Source organism: Rhodococcus sp. WAY2, assembly GCF_009859915.1.
Taxonomy (GTDB): Bacteria; Actinomycetota; Actinomycetes; order Mycobacteriales; family Mycobacteriaceae; genus Rhodococcus_F; species Rhodococcus_F oxybenzonivorans.
In genome coordinates this window covers 1,520,440-1,536,344 of record NZ_CP046572.1, presented here as the reverse complement: position 1 = coordinate 1,536,344, position 15,905 = coordinate 1,520,440, and the positions used below count along the sequence as shown (strand labels likewise).

Sequence of the window (15,905 nt, the reverse complement as noted above, 5' to 3'; positions counted from 1 at the left end):
ACTCTCGCGCCTCTATCGATACCCCAGTTCCCGGCGTTACCCCCCTCTCACACCTATGCTGCTGACATGGGACGGGACCAGCACGGGATGAGGATCAGACTGCCTCGCGGAGGCCTCAGCGAGGTCGTACCCACCCGTCAGAGTCTGCAGCGTCTGTTCGAGGCGGTCCTGGTGGTGGGGTCGGGGCTCGAACTCGATTCCACCCTGCAGCGCATCGTCGATTCGGCCACCTCGCTGCTCGACGCCCGCTACGGCGCATTGGGTGTGCGTGCCCCCGACGGCGGTCTGGCCGAGTTCGTGTTTCAGGGCATCACCCCGGACGAGCGCGCCGGGATGGGCCATTTCCCGGAAGGTCGCGGGCTGCTCGGCCTACTGATCAACGACCCGCGCCCGGTCCGTCTGTCGAACCTCTCCCGCCATCCCGAAGCTGTCGGCCTTCCGCCCGGCCACCCACCGATGAGCAGCTTCCTCGGCGCGCCCATCATGATGCGCGGGACCGTGTTCGGCAGCATTTACCTCACCGAGAAACGCAGCGGTCCCGAGTTCACGGAAGAGGACGAGGTGATCCTGCTCGCTCTCGCCACGTCGGCCGGGGTAGCTGTGGACAACGCCCGGTTGTTCGAGAAGTCGCGGACGCGCGAGCGGTGGCTGACGGCGGTCGCCTCCATCACGTCGCGCTTGATGGTCGGTGGCTCACTCGACGAGACCCTACGCACCCTCGCCGGGCAGGTACGCGAGTTGTCGAGCGGCGACGAGGTGTTCATCGTCGTCACGCAGGGCGACGGCGCCGTGGTGGGAGCGGATACCGCCGCACGTCCCCTCCCCGACGCCTATCGGATCGCTGCGCAAGCCGAGCCGCTGGCCGAGGTCCAGCATTCCCGGACTCCCGCTCTGCTGACGGGATTGGCCGGTATGGCACCGTTCTCGCCGGATGCCGGTCGCGCCGCCGTTCTTCCGTTGTCGACGGCATCTGGGGTCGGCGGCGTCCTGGTGGTCACCGCCCGCGGGAACGTGCCGTGGGACCCCGACGAGGTTGCTCGGCTCGAGTCGGTGGCCGACCTCGCCGCTGTGGCCGTCGAGTTCGCGGACCAACAGCGCAAACAGCGACTGTTGTCGGTACTCGCCGATCGCGACCGGATAGCCCGGGACTTGCACGACAACGTGATTCAGCGTCTCTTCGCCACGGGTATGAGCCTGCAGAGCACCGACGCCGACCGAAATGTGCCGGAGGCGGTGCGTTCCATCGTGGCCACTGCAGTCGAGCAACTCGATCGGACGGTGCGCGAAATCCGTACCACCATCTTCGATCTTCAGGCCACCGATGCCGCGTCCGCGACGAGCCTGCGCAGACGTCTCCTCGACGTTGTCAGTGATCTCACGGCGCAGTCACCGATCGCTCCCAACGTTCAATTCGCCGGTGCCATCGACACACTCGTACCGAACCGGATCCATCAACACGCCGAGGCAGTCCTGCGTGAATCCCTGAGTAATGCGCTGCGGCATGCTCGCGCGACCACGATCGACATCTGCATCGCGGCCGAAGACGAACTCACCATCACCGTGGAGGACGACGGGATCGGCATCACGCCAGGAGACCGTAGCGGCCTGGCCAATCTCGATCACCGGGCCGAGTTGTGCGGCGGCACCTGCATCGTCGAGACGGGCCCCTCGGGGACACTCGTCACATGGCGAGTACCCATCTCCTAGGTCCGGCGCCGCAGCTCGGTCGCCAATACCGCTGCCTGAGTGCGCCTTTGCATTCCGAGCTTGGCCAACAGCCGCGAGACGTAGTTCTTGATCGTCTTCTCGGCGAGGAACAGCCGCTCGGCGATCTCCCGGTTGGTGAGACCCTCCCCGATCAGCTCGAATACCGCCCGTTCCTGTTCCGACAGTTGCGCGAGCGGATCCTCTCTCCGCTCGGAACGAATGCGCTGCATCAGCGCCGACGTGGCACGGCTGTCGAGCAGCGAACCCCCCTGTCCCACCGTCCGGACCGCGGAGACCAGGTCGGTGCCGAGAATCTGCTTCAGGACGAAACCGGACGCACCCGCCATGATCGCGTCGAATAGCGCCTCGTCGTCCGAGTACGACGTGAGCATGAGGCAGCGGAGCGCGGGCAGGGCGGCTCGAAGGTCCCGGCACAGCTCCACACCATTGCCGTCCGGCAGCCGGACGTCCAGGACGGCGACATCCGCACCGCTGGTGGGCAACCGGGACAACGCCTCCGCCACCGAACCCGCCTCCCCGACCACTTCCAGATCCGGCACGCTGCCGAATAGGTCGAGAAGGCCCCGGCGAACGATCTCGTGGTCGTCGACGAGAAACACTCGCGTGGTCATGCTTGCTACTGTTCCCGCACGATCATCACCGGACAGTCGGCGGTATGCATCAGGGCATTGCTGGTGGAACCGAGCAGCATGCCTGTGAAGCCGCCGCGCCCACGGCTTCCGACCACGACGAGCTGCGCCTTCTCGGCGAATTCACTGAGGACACGCACTGGACGATCCCTCGCGACGACGCGTTCGACCGTGACGTCGGGATACCGCTCCTGGAAGCCGGCGAGCCGCTCGGAAAGTACTACCTCTTCCCCGGTTTGAATACCCCCCCACAAGGGGTCGTCCGGGCTTGCACCGAGCGAAGGCTGAACGCTGACGTCACTCCACACGTTGACCGCGACCAACGTCGACGACATCGCCGACGCCTGCGCGAAGGCGACGTCCACTGCCGCCTTGCTACTTTCCGAACCGTCGACGCCGACCACGATCGGACCTTCGGTGGGCGGTCGCCCGTCGAGTGTGCGGCCACGCACCACCACCAGCGGGCACTGCGCGTGGGCCGCCACCGAGGATGTGGTGGAACCGACCAGCAACCCGGTGAACTCACCGTGCCCGCGCGAGCCGAGCACCACCATGTGCGCGTCGGCAGACAGAGCGATCAGCGTCTGACTCACCTTGCCCTCGTGCTGCTCGGTGGTGATGTCGAGGCTGCCGTCCACGGTCTGCTTGGCCAGTACGCGGGCACTGCCGAGGCGGGCCTTGGCAGTATCGGCCAGCTCTTCCTTGAAGCTCTCGGCCAGATAGGGCTCGGTGTAGTAGAAGGCGGGGATGTGCACCACCGTCACGATGTGCAGTGGCAAGGACAGCGCAGCTGCAGTCCTGGCCGCCCACACGACGGCAGCGGACGCCGACTCGGATCCGTCGACACCCACAATGATCGGCTTATGTCCGGTCATGATCGCCTTCCCCTCCTTCACACCTGCTTCCAGGCACGGCAATTCGGTGGTTCGGTTACCCGCAGATCTTGCGCAGCTTCTCGACCAACTCGACGCGGCCGGCTCGGTCGGCGGCCAGCGGCGACACGGTGAGAGTGGTGACGCCGGACTCGGCGAACGCCGCGACGCGCTCCGCCACGTAACTCTCCGGTCCGATCAGCGAGACGGCCCGGACGAGTTCGTCGGGCACCGCCGCGGTGGCCTCGTCCTTCTTGCCTGCAAGATAGAGATCCTGGATCGTCTCGGCTTCTTTCTCGTAGCCGTACCGGACCGCGAGGTCGTTGTAGAAGTTCTTGCCCTTGGCACCCATGCCGCCGATGTACAGCGCGAGACTCGGGCGAACCCAGTCGAGCATGTGCTCCACGTCTTCACCGATAGCGAGCGCCGGCGACGCATAAACCTGCAGTTCACCCAGGCTGGGGTCGCGCTTCGCCTTACCCTTGGCCAGTGGCTCGCCCCATACACTCGCCGCCTTCTCCGGGTAGTAGAAGATCGGCTCCCAGCCCTCCGCGATCTCGGCCGTCAGCTCGACGTTCTTGGGGCCGAGCGAGGCGATGATGATCGGAATGCGCTCACGCACAGGATGATTGATGATCTTGAGCGGCTTGCCGAGGCCTGTGCCCTTATCCGCAGGAAGCGGCACCTGGTAGTACTTGCCCTGGAACTGAACCTTCTCACGACGCCACACCTGACGACAGATTTCGACGACCTCACGAGTGCGGCCGAGCGGTGCGTCGTACTTGACGCCGTGGAAACCCTCGATCACCTGTGGGCCCGACGCGCCCAGACCCATCACGAAGCGTCCGTTGGATACAAAGTCGAGACCGGCGGCCGTCATGGCGGTCAGGCTCGGCGTACGGGTGTAGATCTGGAAGATCCCCGAGGCCAGTTCGAGCGTGGACGTCTTGGCGGCCAGGTAGCCGAGCTGGCTCACCGCGTCGAACGAGTAGGCCTCGGGCACGAACGCGATGTCGAGGCCCGCCCTCTCCAGGTCTGCGACCTCTTCGACCGTTTCGGCGAATCCGCCGCTGTAGTTCAAGCCCATACCGATGCGCACGTCGCTCCCCAATCCTGGCGTTCTTCTCTAACTCAGCACACTACTGCCGCCGATGGCGTCAGGGGCGTTCAGGCCTCACGACGACGACGGGACAATGGGCGCCGCACACCAGGCTGTTACTGGTGGAGCCGAGCAGCATCCCGGTGAACCCGCCCCGGCCGCGGCTGCCGACCACCACGAGCTGCGCCTTCTTCGACCATCCGAGCAGCCGGGCTCGCGGGTTGTCGACGTAAACCTTCCGGAAGACCTGCACGTCAGGGTACTTTTCCTGCCAGCCGGCGAGTCGCTCGGCGAGCACTGCCCGCTCGTCCTCCTCGAGGCCCGCGGGTACCAGCGCGGCGTTGCGGGGGTCGTCGAAGGTCATCGGGCCGAGGTCGCTCCAGACGTGGACGGCCACCAGCGCCGCGTTCCGCAACGAGGCCTCGTGAAAGCCCACGGCGATGGCGCGTTCGCTGGTGCGACTCCCGTCGACCCCGACCACGACCGGGCCGCCGGAGTGCGCGTCACCGCGTACCACCACGACCGGGCAATGCGCGTGACTGGTGACGTTGATCGCGGTATTGCCGAGCAGGGCCGTGGCCGCAGCCCCCGACCCCGACGCGCCGACCACCACCATCCGCGCGGTCTCGGATAGGTCGACGAGCCACTGCGCGCTGCTGCCGATGGACAGCTCGGTGCAGACGTCGATGATGGGGTTGACCACGTACGCCTGTTCCTGCGCTTCGGCGAGGATCGTTTTCCCGCTCGCCTCGACCCACTCGTACACGCCCCCCGAGTCCATGTAGGGCCCACCGAAACCGTACGGGGCGAAATCGAGCGCGTGGATGATCTTCAGATTCAATCCGCGTTCGGTGGCCAGTTCAGCCGCCATTCGCACCGCAGCCTTGGAGCTGTCCGACCCGTCGACCCCGACGACGACACTGTTGCGGTCCCGTGCGCTCATGCCTCCACACTATCCCCGGTCGCCAATTCAGGTCTGCCGCCCTTCATCTTTCGGCGACGAACCAACATCACCACGCACCAGGGAATCCAGCCCCTCCGCGGGTCGGGTACTCGTGCGAAAATGCGGGTAGTCGCGTGAGCGTTTTCCAAAGGGATTGGTGGCAAACATGTTCGGTCGAGCACATCGCGACTGCGCGACCCGCCACCGACGGACCGTTGATCGACACCGCTGTCACCGACATCACATCTCTGTTCGACGTCGGGGTGATGCACCTTTTCCGAGTTCAGCTTTCGGTGGTGAGCAGGTCGGCGAGGTTGTCCAGACTCGCCCGCACCGTGCGGGAGTACGCCTTGTTGACGATGGGGTCTGCCAACTTGCCGAAGATGCCTCCGAGACCACTTTCGCTGTCGACGCGATAGGTGAACAGGGTGCCGCCGTCGACCTCTTCGAGTCTCGTTGATGCTGTGAACCCGATCTGGCCCTCCACCGACTTGGTCACACCGGCTCTCGCCGGCTGATATTCGACGAACTCGCTGACCCAGTCGAATCGCTTACCCAGGATCCGCGTTGCTCCGCGCCACCGGGTGCCTACCCCGGGGTCCCCATCGGTGAGCTGCTCGCATTCGACGATCGACGCTTCCCACGAGGGCCAATTCTCCGCGACGGTCAGATAGTTCCAGACTTCCGAGGGAGGGCGGGCGATAACGACGGACTGCTCGGTAACCGGCATGGCAATCATTCCTTGTACGGATGGCAGATGAATGGACCCGATGAAATAAGACCGGTCCGTTTTCATCGTCCTCCCGCGCCACGCCGGTGTCACCCATGGTTAGCGCACCGAAGCACCGAGCGACGGCCGTCGACGGACAGATCCGTCACCGTCCGCGGTTCACACCCGCCACGTGTGGACAGGGCTCCCGTCACGCATGTTCTCGACGTACTGACGCATCATGGCGGCGAGGGCGTCCCGCCGGTTCATCCCGGCGTCCTCGTGACGAACTACCTGCGCGCGCTGCCACGCCGCCCCTGTCTGCCGGGTGAGGCATCGGCCCTCGATGACGCTGAGGTATCGGTCCCGCGCTTTCTGTGACAGGCCGAAGGCCGCCAGTCCCTGGTCGGCGATCGGCAGCAGCCTCCGCAGTACCAACTCGTCCGCTCCCAGCGTGCCGACACCCGGCCAGTACATCTGGGCATCCATGCCGTGCTGGGCACCGGCGCGTAGGTTTTCCTCCGCCGCGTTGAACGACATCCGCGTCCATACGGGCTGATCGGCTTCGACCAATCCTCGCAATGCGCCGTAGTAGAAGGCCGCGTTGGCCATGATGTCGAGCACGGTGGGGCCGGCAGGCAACACCCGGTTCTCGATCCGCAGGTGCGGTTTGCCGTCGGCACAGTCGTAGACGGGACGATTCCAGCGATAGATGGTGCCGTTGTGCATTTGCAGTTCACTCAGGTCGGGAATGCGGCCGGCGTCCAGTTCGGCCGCGGGGTCGACATCCGTCACCTCCGGAAGAAGCGCCGGAAAGTACCGGGAGTTCTCCTCGAACAGGTCGAAGACCGACGAGATCCACCGTTCCCCGAACCACACCCGTGGCCGGACGCCCTGATTCTTGAGCTCGAGGGGTCGGGTATCAGTGGCCTGCTCGAAGATCGGTATGCGCGATTCGTGCCACAACGCCTTCCCCGCCAGAAACGGCGAGTTGGCTGCCAGCGCGACCTGTGCACCTGCGAGGCACTGCGCAGCATTCCAGTGTGCAGCGAACTCTTCGGGTGCCACTCGCAGATGCAGCTGCAGTGACGTGCACGCTGCCTCGGGGACCACAGAATTGCTGTCGGCACGTAGTTGCTCCTGCGGACGGCCTTCGAGAGCGACACCCTCGAGGTCGAGTTCGATGTCCTCCCCACGTGCCGCGAAGATCTGCTCGTTGAGCAGTTCGTAGCGAGGGTTGGCCGAGATCCACTCGCGATCCAGGTGCTCGAGCTCGAGGGTCGGCAGCATCCCGATCGTGACCAGCTGTGCGTCGTGGCGGTGGATCCGGGCATCGACGACGGACAGCGATGCCCGCAGCGTGCGCTCGAGTTCGAACGTCCCGTCACCGACAAGCGGCCCCGGTTTGACGTTCATCTCCACGTTGAACTGACCCAGCTCGGTCTGGAACACCGCGTCGTCGCCGATCGACTCGAGCACGGCATTGTTGGACATCGCCGGCGTCATGTCTGCGTGCACGAGATTGAACTCGATCTCCATGCCCAGCATCGGTCGTGGTGGATCGATGTCGTCCCGGAAAGCGCCTTCCTTCAGCATGCGTTCGAGCGCGTCGGCGCACATCAGTACCTTCTGGCGGAACAAACGTCGATCTGCTCGGCTGAATGTCCGAGAGGTGACCTCGCGGCCCATGCCACTCCTCTGCTCTGCGACTTCGGTTCCGCGAGCATATCCGTTCGGTCGGCACGAGACCGGGGTGGCGGGATAACCTCGAACCAGACGCTGGTGAGCGGAAGGATCCGAGATGACACCTCACACCGACTCGAGGAAGAAACCAGAGTTCAGCGTGGGAACGCGGGTGAAGACCCGCCATTCGGTCGATCCCGAGCTACCCGAGAAGGAGTGGCCACTCGAGACGGGCGTCATCGTCGACGAGTTCGGCGGTGTCCAGGACATCACCGACGAGTCCTACGGCCGCAACTGGGCCGTGTCGCGCCGATGGGCGATAGCCCTCGACGGTGGGCCCCTCGTCTTCCGTAACGACCCGGATCTCGAGCCGGAATGAGACTCAGGCGTTGGCGCCGGCGTCGCCCCACGTGACAGCCACGCCGTTTTCCTTCAACCAGTGGGCGGGGTCGACCTTGTTGCCGGCGGCGTCATGGACCTCGAAATGCAGGTGCGGGCCGGTGGACTGACCACGGTTGCCCACGTGAGCGATCTGCTGTCCGGCGGAGACACGCTGCCCGACGGCGACGGTGTAGTCGTTGACGTGCCCGTACACCGTCACGGTGCCGTCGTCATGAAGCAACCGCACCCACAGGCCGAAACCGGACGCAGCGCCGGCGTCGATGACCTGACCGTCGGCGGCCGCAAGGACGGGTGTACCGATGGGAGCGGCGATGTCGATGCCGCCGTGGTGCGCCCCCCAGCGCGAGCCGAAGTTGGAGGTCAGCGTGCCCGAGACCGGCTGCACCGCATGCGGCTTGACGGGGTTGACCGAGCTCAACCACTGCTGCGCCTGGGCCCCCAGGTCGGGTCCGCCGAAGTTCTGGACGGCGGCCCCCAAATCTGTGGGCAATTCGAAGCCGGCAGGGAGGACGCCCGCCGGAATCTCGAAGGGCAGGCCGGGAGCGGTGTGCGGGGCTGCCGGCTCGACAGCGTGCGAGTCGGCCGGGGCAGCGGCCGCGCTGCCCGCTCCGAGCTGGGCTGCGCCGACGACGAGGGCGCCGGTGGCCGCCGCAACCGTGGCTGCCTTCACGCCCACTCCCGCTCCGGTCTGCGCAGTGCGATGGCGCCCGCGCGCCGCGTCCGGATCGATCTCGAATCGGAGCGAATTGCCGTTCGAGCGGTGGTGGGAACCCACAGTTGATACCTCGTCAGTCGTCGGATTGCAGCACGCCCCGTGTGGGGTGGGCTCCTCTGTCTGGCGACGAATGTAACAAAACGATATAGGTCAGCGCCACCGTGACCGAATCTTTATGCTTTGCGCCGTTCGAGTTCGGCGCGGAATTCGGCATAGCGGGCCTTGTGCGGGGCGCGCGTCCGCACCACCGCCCAGGCGATACCCAGCACGACGAACCAGATGGGCGTGACGAGCAGGGCCTCGAGCGTGTCCTCTTCCTGCGTCAGAGCCCAGAGCAGGAACACGAAGAAGCCCAGCACCACCCAGCACATCACCACACCGCCGGGCATCTTGAACGCCGACGCCTCGTGCAGTTCCGGCCGACGTTTCCGGTAGACCAGATAACTGGCCAGAATCATTGTCCACACGAACATGAAGAGCACGGACGAGATGGTCGTCACCGTCGTGAAGGCTTCGATCACGGAATCGCCGGAGAAGAGAAGCGCGATGGCCGACAGCAGGAACGTGCACGAGAACATCAAGGCGTTGGCCGGCACGCGGCGCGAGCTGAGCGTGCCCAATCGGGCAGGTGCGTCACCCTCGCGGGCGAGACCGTAAACCATCCGTGACGTCGAGTAGATACCCGAATTGGCCGACGACGCGGCCGAGGTCAACACCACGAACTGGATCACTCCCGCCGCGATCGCGAGACCTGCGAGCGAGAACATCGCCGTGAAGGGACTCTCACCGGGAACCACCTCACGCCACGGCGTGACCGAGATGATCACTATCAGCGACACCACGTAGAACAACAGAATGCGGATGGGGATGGAGTTGATCGCCTTCGGAAGGTTCTTCTCCGGATCTTTCGCTTCGGCCGCGGTGGTGCCGACCAGTTCTATGCCCACGAACGCGAACACCGCGATCTGGAATCCGGCGACGAAACCCATTGCGCCAGTGGGGAACATGCCACCGTCGTTCCACAGATTGTCGAAGCCGGCCTGAGCACCGTTCGGAGCCGTGAAGTGGGCGAACACCATGACGAGACCCACCACGATGAGACTGACGATCGCGATGATCTTGATCAGAGCGAACCAGAACTCGGTCTCGCCGAACGCCCGCACCGTGGGGAGGTTGAGCAGAAGCAACGCTGCAATGGCAACGACCGCTGGAATCCACAATTGCAGGTCTGGCCACCAGTACTGCACGTAGCCCGAGATGGCGATGATGTCGGCGATTCCGGTGACGATCCAGCAGAACCAGTACGTCCAGCCGGTGAAGAATCCGGCCCACGGGCCGAGAAGGTCTGCTGCGAAGTCGGAGAAGGACCTGTACTGCAGATTCGAGAGCAGAAGTTCACCCATCGCCCGCATGACGAAGAACAGCATGAAGCCGATGATCATGTACACGAAGATCACCGACGGCCCTGCCAGCGAGATCGTCTTGCCGGAGCCCATGAAGAGGCCCGTGCCGATGGCTCCACCGATCGCAATCAGCTGGATGTGACGGTTTGCCAGCTGCCGCGACAGATGCGGTGCTTCCGCTGATCCGGTGGACGGAGTTTCGCCCGATTCCGATCCGATCGCGCCCGCCGAGGAAGTTCGGTCAGCCATGGAAACCCGCAACCCTTTCGTCGTACGTGCCGCGCCCTCGGAGTCTGGCGCCCGAGAAACGCACCCCACAAAAGCGTGGGTCACGTTACGCGCGATTTCCTCGAGGCCAGCGTTCGAGGGCAGTGTCTTCGGACGCAGGGGTTGACAGGCCACACCCAGCTAAGGCTAACCTTCCTAGAACTTCCCGAGGCAGGAGCTGAGTTCATGATCGACGACCTCATCGAGATCGCGTACGCACAGGGCGCCGTGCGGACCGCCGCCCGTGCGAGCAACGGTGTGGACGAGTACGAACTCGCCCGCATCGACTGCGACCGCTCCACCGTGACCGTCGCCGTGCGCGCCGACGGCAAGTTCGCGAAGGCCACGACCATGGACGGGTACCTCACGCTCGGTCAGGTCATGCAGGTCTGCGGCCTCGACTACCGGAACGCCACCTCCCGCGCTCGGCACGCCGTCTCCTGACTGCCGGGCATGGCTCCATCAGGACATCTGTTGCCGACTCTGCACTCCGGATCGCGAGCTCACCACAATTCCCGCTACACTCACCACGGCGTACGCCACGGGTGTACACGCGCCCTCGTAGCTCAGGGGATAGAGCAACCCTCTCCTAAAGGGTAGGTCGCAGGTTCGAATCCTGCCGAGGGCACTGTCAGCCCAGCCTCAGCTTGCAATGGACGCGCGATGACGCCTCGGTTGCGATTCGATCTGTTGCGACTCCTCGGTTGTGTCGCAGTGCGGCGTCGACCAGCGAGCGAAGATCCTCCCCGCCCTGCTCGGAGCTGGTGCCGACCAGAAAGCAGGACGTCACTTCGTGCAGCAGCGGGCGCGGAATGGTGAACATGCCGGCAACTGCAGCACGCAGGATGGTCTCGACAGCGATGCGTCCTTCACCCATGTCCAGGAAATCATCGACCCGATTTCGGGCACCGGCGTCGAGGAAGGGCTCGGCGATCTGCGACAAGTCGTGGGCAACGTCGATCGCATTTCTCATCCGCTGAGTGTAGTGCGACGGCGGTCACCGGGGACCGGAGCGCGAAATTTGACCCCAACGAGCGGTGAGTGAAACTAGTTGTGACGCACAGTTACTCACATATCAGAGTGCCGCGCACGCGATGCCGATGACCGCCAGCCCGAGCAGCGCGTCGAGGACACCGCAGAACTCCGCGAGGGAGCGGTCGACCACCGTATTCGCTCGGTAGTGGTAAAGGTCCCACGCCGCATGAGCGAGCAGACCGGAGCCGACGAGGAAGGCCCCCACCGTGGGCGCGACAACGACGGCCGTGGCCGCCACTGCACCGTAGGCGGCCATCGCCAGGACCGCAGGCTGCACCCGGAACGTGTGCCCCACGACCGCTCGGCCCACGGCGTAGCCGATTCCGATGACGCCGAACCCCAACAGCACCCACGTGACGTCGACGCCGACGTCCGTGGCACGCTCCGCCAGTTTTCCCGCGGTGATCACTACGACCGTCCCGAAGAACAGCGGCCACGCGGAGCTTCTGCGCCCCAGCAGTGCGGCACCTAGATAGACGAGAGCGGCGGCGGCGAGGACCGGCGCGAGATCGGTGCTGCCATCGAACATGACGAACATCGCGAATACGACGGCAGCCAGGATCGGCCAGCGTTGCAGGACGGAACGGTCCGGGTGGTGAGCGTGCCGTGTGACTGTGGTGCTCATATCGACTTCCCCTCGCGTGTCAGCGATCAAGTCCTCAAGTTGAACATGCATGTTCAACTTATTTGAAGCGTAACCTGTACACAACTGTTCGACAAGAGGAAGAGAAGCCACGAGCACCAGCGAGGTACCCAGGAAGTCCGGCCGACGCCGCGCGGACGCGGAACGCAACATCGAAGCGATCCTCGACGCAGCTCACGCATGTCTGAGCTCCGACCCGGACGTCAGCATCGGCGACATCGCGAAAGCCGCCGGCGTCGGGCGGGTCACGCTCTACGGACACTTCCCGACTCGCGCCGACCTCGTCGACGCAGTCGTCACGCGCGCACTCACCGCCGCCGAACACGCCCTTGCTGTCATCGACCTCACCGGTGATCCACGGGAGGCCATACACCGGCTCGTCGCCGGTTCCTGGTCACTCACTGCCGATGCCGGTGCACTGGTGGCCGCCGCCGAACGCAGCCTGCCCGCCGCACAGATACGTGCCGCCCACGACGGGATGCTGGTTCCCGTCGGGGAGCTCCTCGAGCGCGGTCGGAGCGAAGGCGTGTTCCGCACCGACCTCCCCACGTCGTGGTTGGCCGCCGTTCTCCACAGTGTCGTGCACTGCGCCGCAACCGAAGTCGGTGCCGGACGGGTCGATCCGGGCGACGCCGCGTCCTACATCACCAAAACAGTGCTGGCGTCCTTCGCCCCGGGCTTACAGGACTTGTCGGAGGGTGGAGGTAGTATCGACGAACATTCAACCGGGGGGTGAGTGATGTTGGTACAGAACGAGTTAGATGCGACGCCACCAGGCATCGTGGCGCTCGACGCCTTACGAGAGCAGAAGGCCGAACTCGCGCAGGCGCAGTACACACAGGTCCACGCCATCACCGACTACTACTACCTGTGCTCGAACGAAGACGAGCGACGTGGGATCAATCCCGCGCATTCCGGCATGCACGCCGCAGTCGAACTGTCCGCTGCACTGGGCATGAATGAAGGTACGGTCACCGCGTCGATCGAGTTGGGACTGGAATTACGACACCGTCTCCACCGAACGCGCGAGGCGTTTGCGACCGGCCGGATCGACCTCGCCCAGGCCCGCGTCATCTCCGCCATGCTGACGGGAGTGAACGACAGCGCCCTCGACATCCTCGAATCCGCAGTGCTGGAGGGCCGTAACGTGCCACCCACCACGCTCCGAGGCCGCTGCCGCCGCCTGATCGCCAAGCACGATCCCGGCAGTCTCCGTCACCGGGCGAAGCTTGCCGCCGCCGACCGCGATGTCCGGGTGCGGCCCGCCGAGAACGGCATGTCCTTCGTCGACGGACATCTCCCCGCGGCCGACGCCCACACCATTGGGATGCGGCTACGTGAGATGGCCATTCACGACGTTTGCACCGGCGACCCCCGAACCCTCGCCCAACGCCGTGCCGACGCCCTGACCGCACTCGCAGACGGTAGCGGCAGACTCCTCTGCCGCTGCCTGGACGTCGGCTGCCACACCCGGACCAGGCCCTCTCCTACCCGTCGGGCAGCTCTGATCCAGGTGGTAATCAACGCCGAAACACTGCTCGGGTTGGACGAAACCCCGGCCCACCTCGACGGGTACGGGCCCATCGACGCCGACACCGCCCGCCTTCTCGCCGCAGACGGGGTCTTCCAACGCGTCCACGTCCTCACCGAAAACGACGTACCCGGCGACGGCAGCCACATCCTCGGCATCAGTGCCATCGTGAAACACCCGGGCGTACCGAAGGACCTGATCCGTAACGACACCTGCGCCACCACCTACACACCCGGCACCGCGCAGTCCCGCCGCATCCGTACCCGCGACGGACAGTGCCGCTTCCCGAACTGCCAGGTGCCCGCCCGACACTGCGACCTCGACCATACGACTCCGTTCGACCACGACGATCCCGAAAATGGTGGTCTCACCGTCGACTCGAATCTCGCCTGCCTTTGCCGACGACACCACCGCCTCAAAACCCGAGGACTGTGGACCGTGAAACAGAGCGGCGCCGGACATCTCGAATGGACCACCCCACACTGTGAAACCATGTACACCGAACCCGAAGGTGCCGCAGTCCATCTCGCCCGTACCGCTCGCACATCGCGGCACGACCGGACGCTGGCGTTGATGACCCGACGCTCCCACGCCGAGCATGACCTCGACTACCTCATAGAACTTCACCGAACACGACGATCCGCACCAGCCGTCCCCGACATCACCCATATTCCCGTGTCAGGTCCGGCACGCGACGATCCGCCGTTCTAGCGATCTACGACGCGACCCGATCACAGCGCCCGACAGGGTGAGCGGCCAACAGATCGCGGGCCCTGTTCCGCGCTGCGTTGTACTCGTACCACTCGGCTCCTTCATCGACCTCGTGTTGGAGCCGATACAGGGCACACGAGCGTTCCGGCTCCGGCAGTCGATTCAGAGCGGGAACCGCATCGACCGACAACTGTCTCAGGTAGCTCACATCGATGCGTCCGGTCTCCTCGAAGCGTTCCACATTCTTCTGCGCGATATAGGCGTCCGGATCGACCACAGCGAGGAGGAGCACCCCGCACACTGCCGAACCCAGAACCGCACACGGCAACCACCGCCCCGACAACCGCAGCCCCGCAACGATCAAGAGTACGAACACCAATCCCAGCCACAGTTCGGTCACCAGAACGAGCAGGCGCAGCTGCGTGTACCCGTAGTGGCTCTCGTACAGCGACATCCGGGCGACCGCCGATGCCACGATGACGAGCGTCAGAACACAGAGCAGGCCGAGCAGCACTCGCACCAGCGTGCGGTCGACCGCCTCCCTCCGCGCCGCCTTGCGGAGAGCAACAGCGATCACCAGCAGCGTCAACCCCGTCACGGCCAGCAACTGCCAGAAGCCCTGCCGGGCGTACTCGGCGTACGTGAGATCGTCCGTCGTCAACACGTGCCGGTCCCCACCGAACAGCACTCTCAACTGCACGGCGACGAAACCGAGGAACAGCAAGTTCAGCAGCGCGAGCGGAAAGGCCCACTCCCAGCGGGCAACGGGTCGACCAGGACCGGGGGCGAGTGCGTCCACCCGCGGGGTGCGTCTCAGTAGATAGGCGACACCCAGCGTCCCACCGCACACGAGCGTGCCGAGCACGAGCCTGCCGACCGGATTGGACACCTCCACTGAGGGTGTCGCCTGTTCGAGGAGTTCGGCGAACTTCGCATCAGCGCTGGCGAACAGCGATCCGAACACCAGCAGGAGGACCGCGCTGACGGCCGCCACGCCGAAAACACGAAGCAGCGAGACTCTTTCGGCGGAACTCCAGCGGGAGGCTCCGCGTCGTGTCCAGCGAATCACCCGCAGCGGGGTGAACCACAGCGCGAACGAACCGGCGGCCAGACCCGTCCAGGTTCTGCCTCCGACCACGGCGAAGGACCCGACCACCCAGCTGAGGGCTACACACACGGCGGCCAGCCAGCCGGCGCCACGAACACTGAGCACAGCGAGCAGGGCGAGTGCAGTGACTACTGCAACTGCCTGCGCAGCTGTGGGTCTCACCCTGCGCGTCGCGAAGACCGCCAGTGCGATCGCGGTACCGGTCAGCAGGTAACCCAGACCGACCACCGTGATGTGGAGCGTGAGAGCAGCGACCACGCCGGCTCCGACGGCGGCGAGGACGATCGCGCGGGGAGCGATCGACGTGCGGTCGCGTCGCCACACTCCCCCCGGCCACGATCGTGTCCGCCGTGGCCGAACTGGTTGGGCAGGTGCGATTGTCATGTGTCCTCCCTGGTTGCATCACCCGGATTCGGGCAGGCGTCAT

Annotated in this window: 16 protein-coding genes, 1 tRNA gene and 1 pseudogene; 7 read left to right on the top strand and 11 right to left on the bottom strand. The window is 65.2% G+C overall.

Annotated features, from left to right (window positions below; translation table 11 throughout):
- The first annotated feature begins 66 nt into the window (after positions 1-66).
- The gene (locus tag GFS60_RS07215) at positions 67-1,707 is read left to right on the top strand and encodes a sensor histidine kinase (RefSeq protein ID WP_159919993.1); all 1,641 of its coding nucleotides are present in this window, start codon (positions 67-69) and stop codon (positions 1,705-1,707) included.
- Here GFS60_RS07215 and GFS60_RS07210 read toward each other — a convergent pair.
- From GFS60_RS07210 to GFS60_RS07185, 6 genes are all read right to left on the bottom strand, one after another.
- Positions 1,704-2,339, bottom strand: coding sequence for a response regulator (locus GFS60_RS07210; RefSeq protein WP_159919991.1), 636 nt, complete (start codon positions 2,337-2,339; stop codon positions 1,704-1,706). The genes GFS60_RS07215 and GFS60_RS07210 overlap by 4 nt on opposite strands.
- Before the next feature lie 5 nt (positions 2,340-2,344).
- A complete protein-coding gene (locus GFS60_RS07205; protein WP_159919989.1) occupies positions 2,345-3,232 on the bottom strand; it encodes a universal stress protein in 888 nt (295 codons plus the stop codon).
- A 55-nt stretch (positions 3,233-3,287) separates the two neighbouring features.
- The gene (locus GFS60_RS07200; RefSeq protein ID WP_109327549.1) at positions 3,288-4,328 is read right to left on the bottom strand and encodes an LLM class F420-dependent oxidoreductase; all 1,041 of its coding nucleotides are present in this window, start codon (positions 4,326-4,328) and stop codon (positions 3,288-3,290) included.
- 58 nt (positions 4,329-4,386) lie between these two features.
- A complete protein-coding gene (locus tag GFS60_RS07195; protein WP_159919987.1) occupies positions 4,387-5,271 on the bottom strand; it encodes a universal stress protein in 885 nt (294 codons plus the stop codon).
- 283 nt (positions 5,272-5,554) lie between these two features.
- A complete protein-coding gene (locus GFS60_RS07190) occupies positions 5,555-6,001 on the bottom strand; it encodes an SRPBCC family protein (RefSeq protein ID WP_201453517.1) in 447 nt (148 codons plus the stop codon).
- 159 nt (positions 6,002-6,160) lie between these two features.
- Positions 6,161-7,669 carry a glutamate-cysteine ligase family protein gene (locus tag GFS60_RS07185; protein ID WP_159919983.1) on the bottom strand — a complete coding sequence of 503 codons (1,509 nt, stop codon included), beginning with the start codon at positions 7,667-7,669 and terminating at the stop codon, positions 6,161-6,163.
- 112 nt (positions 7,670-7,781) lie between these two features.
- Here GFS60_RS07185 and GFS60_RS07180 point away from each other — a divergent pair, with 112 nt between their 5' ends.
- Entirely contained in the window at positions 7,782-8,042 is a 261-nt protein-coding gene (locus tag GFS60_RS07180) for a hypothetical protein (protein ID WP_159919981.1), read from the top strand.
- A 3-nt stretch (positions 8,043-8,045) separates the two neighbouring features.
- On the opposite strand, the gene GFS60_RS07175 is transcribed toward GFS60_RS07180, so the two are convergent.
- The gene (locus tag GFS60_RS07175; protein WP_159919979.1) at positions 8,046-8,840 is read right to left on the bottom strand and encodes a M23 family metallopeptidase; all 795 of its coding nucleotides are present in this window, start codon (positions 8,838-8,840) and stop codon (positions 8,046-8,048) included.
- Between the two features lie 113 nt (positions 8,841-8,953).
- Entirely contained in the window at positions 8,954-10,432 is a 1,479-nt protein-coding gene (gene cycA, locus GFS60_RS07170; protein WP_201453516.1) for a D-serine/D-alanine/glycine transporter, read from the bottom strand.
- Between the two features lie 204 nt (positions 10,433-10,636).
- Between cycA and GFS60_RS07165 the strand changes: the two genes are divergently transcribed.
- Both GFS60_RS07165 and GFS60_RS07160 read left to right on the top strand, forming a co-directional pair.
- Positions 10,637-10,894, top strand: a complete 258-nt coding sequence (locus tag GFS60_RS07165) for a hypothetical protein (protein ID WP_159919977.1) — start codon at positions 10,637-10,639, stop codon at positions 10,892-10,894.
- Between the two features lie 111 nt (positions 10,895-11,005).
- Positions 11,006-11,078, top strand: a tRNA-Arg gene (locus GFS60_RS07160).
- A 3-nt stretch (positions 11,079-11,081) separates the two neighbouring features.
- Here the strand turns inward: GFS60_RS07160 and GFS60_RS07155 are convergent.
- Both GFS60_RS07155 and GFS60_RS07150 read right to left on the bottom strand, forming a co-directional pair.
- Positions 11,082-11,423 (bottom strand): hypothetical protein, encoded by a 342-nt coding sequence (locus GFS60_RS07155; protein WP_159919975.1) that lies wholly within the window; start codon positions 11,421-11,423, stop codon positions 11,082-11,084.
- 102 nt (positions 11,424-11,525) lie between these two features.
- The gene (locus GFS60_RS07150) at positions 11,526-12,110 is read right to left on the bottom strand and encodes a hypothetical protein (RefSeq protein WP_159919973.1); all 585 of its coding nucleotides are present in this window, start codon (positions 12,108-12,110) and stop codon (positions 11,526-11,528) included.
- 169 nt (positions 12,111-12,279) lie between these two features.
- Here GFS60_RS07150 and GFS60_RS39915 point away from each other — a divergent pair.
- From GFS60_RS39915 to GFS60_RS07140, 3 genes and pseudogenes are all read left to right on the top strand, one after another.
- A pseudogene (locus GFS60_RS39915) lies at positions 12,280-12,411 on the top strand (TetR/AcrR family transcriptional regulator); the annotation flags it as partial.
- A 138-nt stretch (positions 12,412-12,549) separates the two neighbouring features.
- Entirely contained in the window at positions 12,550-12,864 is a 315-nt protein-coding gene (locus GFS60_RS38995; protein ID WP_236603394.1) for a hypothetical protein, read from the top strand.
- A gap of 3 nt (positions 12,865-12,867) precedes the next feature.
- Positions 12,868-14,370 (top strand): HNH endonuclease signature motif containing protein, encoded by a 1,503-nt coding sequence (locus GFS60_RS07140; RefSeq protein WP_159919971.1) that lies wholly within the window; start codon positions 12,868-12,870, stop codon positions 14,368-14,370.
- Positions 14,371-14,374: 4 nt separating this feature from the next.
- Here the strand turns inward: GFS60_RS07140 and GFS60_RS07135 are convergent, their stop codons facing one another.
- Positions 14,375-15,862, bottom strand: coding sequence for a DUF4153 domain-containing protein (locus GFS60_RS07135; RefSeq protein WP_159919969.1), 1,488 nt, complete (start codon positions 15,860-15,862; stop codon positions 14,375-14,377).
- Between the last annotated feature and the right edge of the window lie 43 nt (positions 15,863-15,905).